Genomic DNA, 6,880 nt, shown 5'->3' with positions numbered 1-6,880 from the left:
CCGGACTGATCGACGAAGTGCGCGGCCTGCGCGCGCGCGGCGACCTGCACGCCGGACTGGCCTCCATGCGCTGCGTCGGCTACCGGCAGACCTGGCAGGCGCTCGACGAGAGCGATGCGCCCGACCGGCAACGCCTGATCGAGCTCGGTAGCGCCGCGACACGCCAGCTCGCCAAGCGCCAACTCACCTGGCTGCGCGGCATGCCGTGGCGGCACGTCGTGGCTTGCGACGCGCCCGACGCGACCACGCAGGTGGTGACGCTGGCGCGGCGGCTGATGAAAGCGAACGGATGAGCGAGCGCTGGCGCAGCTGGGCAAGGAAGCCCTCCTTGCTGGCCCGGTGCCCGCTCCGCACGCCGCGCGGCGCGTCATGAGCTCGACGCAGCACCGAACCGACGCAAGCTCGCCATTGCCGGCGGGTGCTGAAGCACCGCCGCGCACCGCCCATGCGAGCCTGCTCGAGATCACCGGCCTGGCCAAGCGCTACGGCGCCAGCACGGTGTTCGAAAATGTTGACATGCGCGTCCAAGCGGGCGAGTTCATTGCGCTGCTCGGCGAATCGGGGGTCGGCAAGTCGACACTGCTCAACGCCATTGCCGGGCTGGACACTGTGGACGCCGGCACGGTGCGGCTCGACGGCGAAGCGATCAACGCGTTGCCTGAGCGCGCACAAGCCCTGTTGCGTCGCGCCAAGCTCGGTTTCGTGTTCCAGGCGTTTCACCTGCTGCCTCACCTTAACGTCAGCGACAACGTGGCGCTGCCGCTGCTGCTGCTGGCCCGCCCGGACCCACGGCGGGTGCGGGACATGCTGGAGGCCGTGGGCATCGGCGAGCTGGGCGCGCGCCTGCCGGCGCAGCTTTCCGGTGGGCAACTGCAGCGCGTGGCGATCGCGCGTGCGCTGGTCCACAAGCCCCGGCTCATCCTGGCGGACGAACCGACCGGCAATCTCGACCCGGCGACTGCGGAGCGCGTGATGGACGCGCTGGCGGCCGAGGTGCGGCGCGAAGGCGCCGCCTGCGTGCTGGTCACTCACTCGGTCGCCGCGGCAGCGCGCGCCGACCGCGCGCTCCGGCTCACGCCCACTGGCCTGGTCTCCGCCTGAAGAAGCGCGCAAGGCTGCTTCGATGTTCACGCTGCTGCGCCACCTCTCCTGGCCCGAACTGCGCCACCACGCCGGCCGGCACGCCGTCGCGATGCTGGCGGTGATGCTCGGCGTGGCACTGGCGTTCTCGGTGCACCTCATCAATGCCTCGGCGCTGGCGGAGTTCGCCGGCGCGGTGCGAAGCGTGGGCGGCGAGCCCGACCTGACGCTGCGTGGCAGCGGCACCCGCGGATTCGACGAGGCAATCTACGCGCGCGTGGCCGCGCATCCGCAAGTTGCGCTCGCTTCGCCCGTGATCGAGATCGACAGCTATGCCATCGACGCCAGCGGCCAGCGCAAGCCGCTGCGTGTGCTCGGCATCGACGCGCTGGTGGCACCGCAGCTCGCACCGGCGCTGCTGCCGCAAGCCGCAGAAGGAAGCAGCCGGTTTGCAACGCTCGATCCCCACGCGGTATTCCTCAACCCCACCGCACAACGCAGCTTCGCCCTCGATGCGGGCGACGCGCTGCAGGTGCAGAGCGGCCTGAGCCTGCAGCCGCTTCGGGTGGCCGGCGGCAATGCGGCGCCGGGCGTGCCGCTGGCGGTGATGGACATCGCCGGCGCGCAGGCCGCGTTCGACCGGCTCGGGCGGCTCTCGCGCATCGACGTGCGGCTGGCCGCAGGGGCGGATCGCGCTTCGGTCCTTCGGGAACTCGCATTGCCGGCGGATGTGCGCGCGGCCGCGCCCGACGAGGCGACCGCGCGGCTTTCCAACGTGTCGCGTGCGTACCGCGTCAACCTCACGGTGCTGGCGCTGGTCGCGCTCTTCACGGGGGCGTTTCTGGTGTTCTCGATCCTGTCGCTGGCGGTTGCCAAGCGACTGCCGCAGTTCGCGCTGCTCGGCGTGCTCGGCCTGACGGCGCGCGAGCGGCTCCAGCTGGTGCTGGCTGAATCGGCCCTGCTCGGCATCGTCGGCAGCGTGCTCGGCATTGCCGCCGGCACCGGCCTGGCGCTGCTGGCGCTGCGCTGGCTCGGCGGCGACCTGGGGGGCGGCTATTTCGAGGGCGTGGCGCCGACGCTGCGGTTCACCGCCGGCGCCGCCGCGCTCTATGCAGGCCTGGGTGTGCTGGCCGCAGTTGTTGGCGGCGCGCTGCCGGCGCGCGCGGCCCAGCGCATGGCGCCGGCGCAAGCCCTCAAGGGGCTGGGCGAAGCCGGCCATGCACCCAGCCGACCCTGGCTCGGCCCCGCGCTGATGGCCGCTGGCGCGCTGCTCGCCCTCGCGCCGCCGGTGGCCGGGCTGGCCTTGTTTGCGTATGCATCGGTGGCGCTGCTGCTCATCGGCGGCATCGCCTGCGTGCCGGCCGGCGTGGCGCTGCTGCTGCGCTGGGTGCGGCCGAGCACGCAGCCGCAATGGCTGCTGGCAATCGAGCGTGCACGACACCTGCGTTCCAGCGCCACGGTGGCCGTGGCCGGCGTGGTGGCCAGCCTCAGCCTGGCCGTGGCGCTGACGGTCATGGTCGCGAGTTTTCGCGACGCGGTTTCGCGCTGGCTCGACACCGTGCTGCCGGCCGATCTGTACGTGCGCACCGCCTCGCCCGGCGGCGGCGGCAACGAGACGGCCTGGCTGCCGCCCGATTTCGTGGTCGCCGCACGTGTGCTGCCCGGCGTCGCACGCGCCGAAGCGCTGCGCGCCACCGCGATGCCGCTCGACCCTTCGCGGCCGGCGCCGGTGCTGATCGCCAGGCCGCTGGAAGACCCGGCGCGCACGCTGCCGCTGGTCGGTGAGCTGATGCCGGAGACGCCGGACACGCGCAGCGCCTACGTAAGCGAAGCGATGGCTGCGCTCTACGACGCGGCGCCGGGCACGCGTCTCACACTGCCGCTCACGCGCATCGGCGCCGACGGATCGGCGCGCAGCATCGACGCCGACTTTTTCGTGCGCGGCGTCTGGCGCGACTACGCGCGCCAGCACGGCGCCGTGGTGATCGCCGAGAGCGACTTTCGCGCCCTCACCGGCGACACCCGCGTCAACGACCTGGCGTTCACGCTCGCGCCAGGGGCCGACATGGCGGCGCTGCAGCAGCGGCTGCGCGCACTGGCGCCGGACCCGGCGCTGATCGAGTTCGCGCAGGCGAGCGAGATACGCGCCGCTTCGCTGCGCATCTTCGACCGCAGCTTCGCCGTGACCTACTGGCTGCAGGCGGTGGCGATCGTCATCGGCCTGTTCGGCATCGCGGCGAGCTTTTCGGCGCAGGTGCTGGCGCGGCGCAAGGAGTTCGGGCTGCTCGCGCACCTGGGCTTCACGCGGCGCCAGGTGCTCGCCATCGTGGCCGGCGAAGGCGCCGCGTGGACGGCGGCCGGCGCGCTGCTCGGCTTGGCGCTCGGCTTGGCGGTGAGCGTGGTGCTGGTGCATGTCGTCAACCCGCAGAGCTTTCATTGGACGATGGAGCTACTGGCGCCCTGGGGTCGGCTGGCCGCGCTGTGCGCCGCCGTCGTCGTGGCCGGCACGCTGACGGCGGCGCTGGCCGCACGGCAAGCGGTTTCGCGCGATGCGGTGCTGGCGGTGAAGGAGGACTGGTGAGGTCGACGTTGCACCGTCGCTCCACCGTTGCGGCGCTTGCGCCCTACCCGGCGCTCGACTGCCTTCGAAAAGTCGCGCCCGTGCGGCGCAGCAAGCCATGAGTCGTTTGCGCCGCAGGCTGCTGCTGGCTCCGGCACTGGCCGCCGCGATGCGACAGAGCCACGCACAGCCTGCACAGGCGCAGACCGCGGCGGCGCCTGTCGTGCGCCCCGGCGTGCCGATCCGCCTGCCGCGCGACTTCGGTTCGCACCCTGAGTACCGCACCGAATGGTGGTACATCACCGGTGCGCTCGACGTGCCGGGCAGCGTCGAGCCTTTCGGCTTCCAGCTGACCTTCTTCAGGTCGCGGACCGATCTGGCGCCGGGCCACCCGAGCCGCTTCGCCGCCCACCAACTGCTGTTCGCGCATGCCGCGCTGACCGATCCGCAACAGCGCCGCCTGCGCCACGATCAACGCATCGCCCGCACCGGCTTCGGCATCGCCGAGGCGTCGACCACCGACACCGCCGTCACGCTGCGCGGCTGGAAGCTCGACCGCCATGGCCCTGTCGGCAGCCATCACTACCGCGCCCGGCTCGACGCTCCCTCGCAGGGTTTCGCCTTCGACCTGCGCTTCGATGCCACGCAGCCCGTGCTGCTGCAGGGCGACGCCGGCTATTCGCGCAAGGGCCCGGAGCCTTCGCAGGCCAGCTACTACCTGAGCGAGCCGCAACTCGCCGTCAGCGGCACGCTGCGACTCGACGGCCGCGCGCTTCGTGTCGCCGGCCGGGCCTGGCTGGACCACGAGTGGAGCGAGGCACTGCTGCATCCCGATGCGGTGGGCTGGGACTGGATCGGCATGAACCTGGACGATGGTGGCGCGCTCACCGCCTTCAGGCTGCGCCGGCGCGACGGCAGCACGCTGTGGGCCGGCGGCAGCTACCGCGCGCCGGGCGGCATCGCCCGAAGCTTCGCAAGTAACGCCGTGCGTTTCGATCCCTTGAGAACCTGGCTCAGCCCGGCCACCCGCGCGAACTACCCGGTCGCCTGGCGCATCGAAACACCGGCCGGCCGCTTCGACGTGCGAGCTCGGCTCGATGCGCAAGAACTCGACAGCCGCGGCTCGACCGGCGCGGTCTACTGGGAAGGGCTGAGCGACTTGTTCGACGCGAGCGGCAGGCGCGTCGGACGGGGTTATCTGGAGATGACCGGCTATGCCGCAGCGCTGAGACTATGAGCGCTGCATTGGCGCCTCAGTGGGCCCCAGGCTGCGCCGTGTGCTCGTAGCCGATGCGATCGACATCCTCGAGACTCAGGATCGGCGCGTACATGAGATCGAGGGGCTCGGTGGACCGGGACCAGCCGAGATGCATTTCACCGATCGCACGCTTGCTCATCTTGAACAGCCGCCACGCGGTCCGCTCGGTGAAGATCGGCCGGTCCTGCCCGGGTTCGAGCAGGCCGGCCAACGACACCACCGAACTGTTGAGCCCCCGGTTGTGGGCTGAAACCTGATAGCGCGAAGCAGCGGCGGCGGAGTTGATCGGGCGAACCGTGAGGAACACGCAGTAGCTTGCCTCCGAGATGCCTGCAAACGATGCCGATGCGACCCGGCCGGCGACCAAAAGCGCCTCGCTCTCATACTGGTTCGTGCCGGGCTGCGGGGACAAGCGCAGCGGCGTAAGCGGAACGGTGGACTCGATGCGAATGCCCAAGGTCTGTTGCAGTCCCTTGGCGAGATTGAGGGCGAGCCCCTGCGGGAATTCGCCGAGTGGAACCAGATAGACCGCCACCTCGTCGGGCGGCCCCGAAGAAACCTGCTGCACCGGTTGCGCGGGTGGCTCAGGCGCAGCTTGGCGGAGCGTGGAACAGGCCTGCAGGCTGAGCAACACAGGCCCGGCCAGCAGCATTTGTCGTCTGCGGATCGACATCGGCGCTCCTCGTTGGCGAGCCGTTCTTATACGTCCGCTCGCAGCCGACGCATGCGCGCTCAGCGATTCAGCGACGCGAGCTGCCGCTCAGCCGGCTCTTTTTCCGTCACCTGTCACGCCGGCTTCCTCATCCCGCGGAAGCAGGACGATGAACTCGCTGCCCTTGCCGATGCCTTCACTGCGGGCCATGACTTGGCCCCCGTGCAACTCGACGAGCTGGCGCACCAGCGCCAGGCCGATGCCCAACCCGCCTTGCGCTCGATCGAGCGCTTGAGCGGACTGCATGAACATGTCGAAGACTGTGGGAAGCACCGACGGATCGATGCCGATGCCGGTATCACGCACGCTCAGCTCCACGTGGCGCTCGGTCTCCTCGGCACGAACGGAAATACTTCCGCCGCGCGGGGTGTATTTCGCCGCGTTGTTCAACAGGTTGGCCAGCACCTGCGTCAAGCGGGCCTGATCGGCATACAGCCGCATCGGCGCCGGCGGCAACGCAACGTCGAGCATATGTTGATGTTTTTCCAGCAGGGGTCGAGCGACCTCCACGGCCGCTGCCAAGACATCCTGCACGTTGATCCACGACGACGCGAGCACTACCTTGCCGCGGCGAATGCTCGTCAAATCCGTCAGATCGTCGATGAGCGTCACTAGCGCAGAACTCTGACGCTCGATGATGGCGATGGCGCCTTTCTGCGCCTCGGTGGCTGATTGCTGCAGGAGGTGCGTCGCGAGGCGGATCGTACCCAGCGGATTCCTCAGCTCATGCCCGAGAGTCGCCAGGAATGCGTCCTTGCGTCGATCCGCTTCCTGCAGCTCCCTGAGAACCCGCTCGTGTTCGGTGTCGTCGTTGCCCTGCATGAAGATGCCGCTCACCTCCGAGAGCCGGCGCTCCGTGGTGTCGCGAGCGATATTCAAAGTGCACAAGGCATCCGACGACTGAGCGGTCATGCCGGCGAACTCGGCAAGACTCTGCAAGACGCGAAGATCCTCCGCATCGAAGGGCTTGCTTCCCGGCTCGAGTACCGCCCACACCGTCCCGATGGCGCGGCCCGCCCTGGAGAACGGCGCAAGAAGCACTTCCTGGATCGGCGTGCCCAAGGCCTCGATGTACGGGAAGTAGCGCGCCGGATCGCGCATCAGCATCCCTTCGCCCGCCTGCACGACGGCGCCGCAGGGGCTGAAGTCGCGCGGCAGAGTCTGATGAAGATGCGGGCGCAATTCGCCGGCCGTGGCGACCCAGCGAAACACCGGCTGGCCGTCGCATTCGTCTTCCAGACTGAGCCCCGTCGAGTCGGCGCCAGTCAGC

General features: G+C 70.0%; 5 protein-coding genes and 1 pseudogene. 4 read left to right on the top strand and 2 right to left on the bottom strand.

The features are described from left to right. The 4 genes and pseudogenes from H0W38_RS13205 to H0W38_RS13190 all read left to right on the top strand — a co-directional run. Window positions 1-293, top strand: a pseudogene (locus H0W38_RS13205) (tRNA (adenosine(37)-N6)-dimethylallyltransferase MiaA); the annotation flags it as partial. A 160-nt stretch (window positions 294-453) separates the two neighbouring features. Beyond that, the gene (locus H0W38_RS13200) at window positions 454-1,101 is read left to right on the top strand and encodes an ABC transporter ATP-binding protein (protein WP_292454752.1); all 648 of its coding nucleotides are present in this window, start codon (window positions 454-456) and stop codon (window positions 1,099-1,101) included. 22 nt (window positions 1,102-1,123) lie between these two features. Then, window positions 1,124-3,661: an ABC transporter permease gene (locus H0W38_RS13195; protein ID WP_292454749.1), complete on the top strand. Its 2,538-nt coding sequence runs from the start codon at window positions 1,124-1,126 to the stop codon at window positions 3,659-3,661. Between the two features lie 97 nt (window positions 3,662-3,758). Continuing rightward, the gene (locus tag H0W38_RS13190; RefSeq protein ID WP_292454747.1) at window positions 3,759-4,877 is read left to right on the top strand and encodes a lipocalin-like domain-containing protein; all 1,119 of its coding nucleotides are present in this window, start codon (window positions 3,759-3,761) and stop codon (window positions 4,875-4,877) included. 16 nt (window positions 4,878-4,893) lie between these two features. Here the strand turns inward: H0W38_RS13190 and H0W38_RS13185 are convergent, their stop codons facing one another. Both H0W38_RS13185 and H0W38_RS13180 read right to left on the bottom strand, forming a co-directional pair. Continuing rightward, window positions 4,894-5,571 carry a hypothetical protein gene (locus tag H0W38_RS13185; RefSeq protein ID WP_292454744.1) on the bottom strand — a complete coding sequence of 226 codons (678 nt, stop codon included), beginning with the start codon at window positions 5,569-5,571 and terminating at the stop codon, window positions 4,894-4,896. An 87-nt stretch (window positions 5,572-5,658) separates the two neighbouring features. Further along, window positions 5,659-6,879 carry an ATP-binding protein gene (locus H0W38_RS13180; protein WP_367162050.1) on the bottom strand — a complete coding sequence of 407 codons (1,221 nt, stop codon included), beginning with the start codon at window positions 6,877-6,879 and terminating at the stop codon, window positions 5,659-5,661. Between the last annotated feature and the right edge of the window lies 1 nt (window position 6,880).

The sequence above is a fragment of the Methylibium sp. genome, from assembly GCF_013817365.1.
Taxonomy (GTDB): domain Bacteria; phylum Pseudomonadota; class Gammaproteobacteria; order Burkholderiales; family Burkholderiaceae_C; genus Methylibium.
The sequence above is the reverse complement of the archived record's forward strand: the minus strand, read 5'-3'. Positions and strand labels throughout refer to the sequence as shown.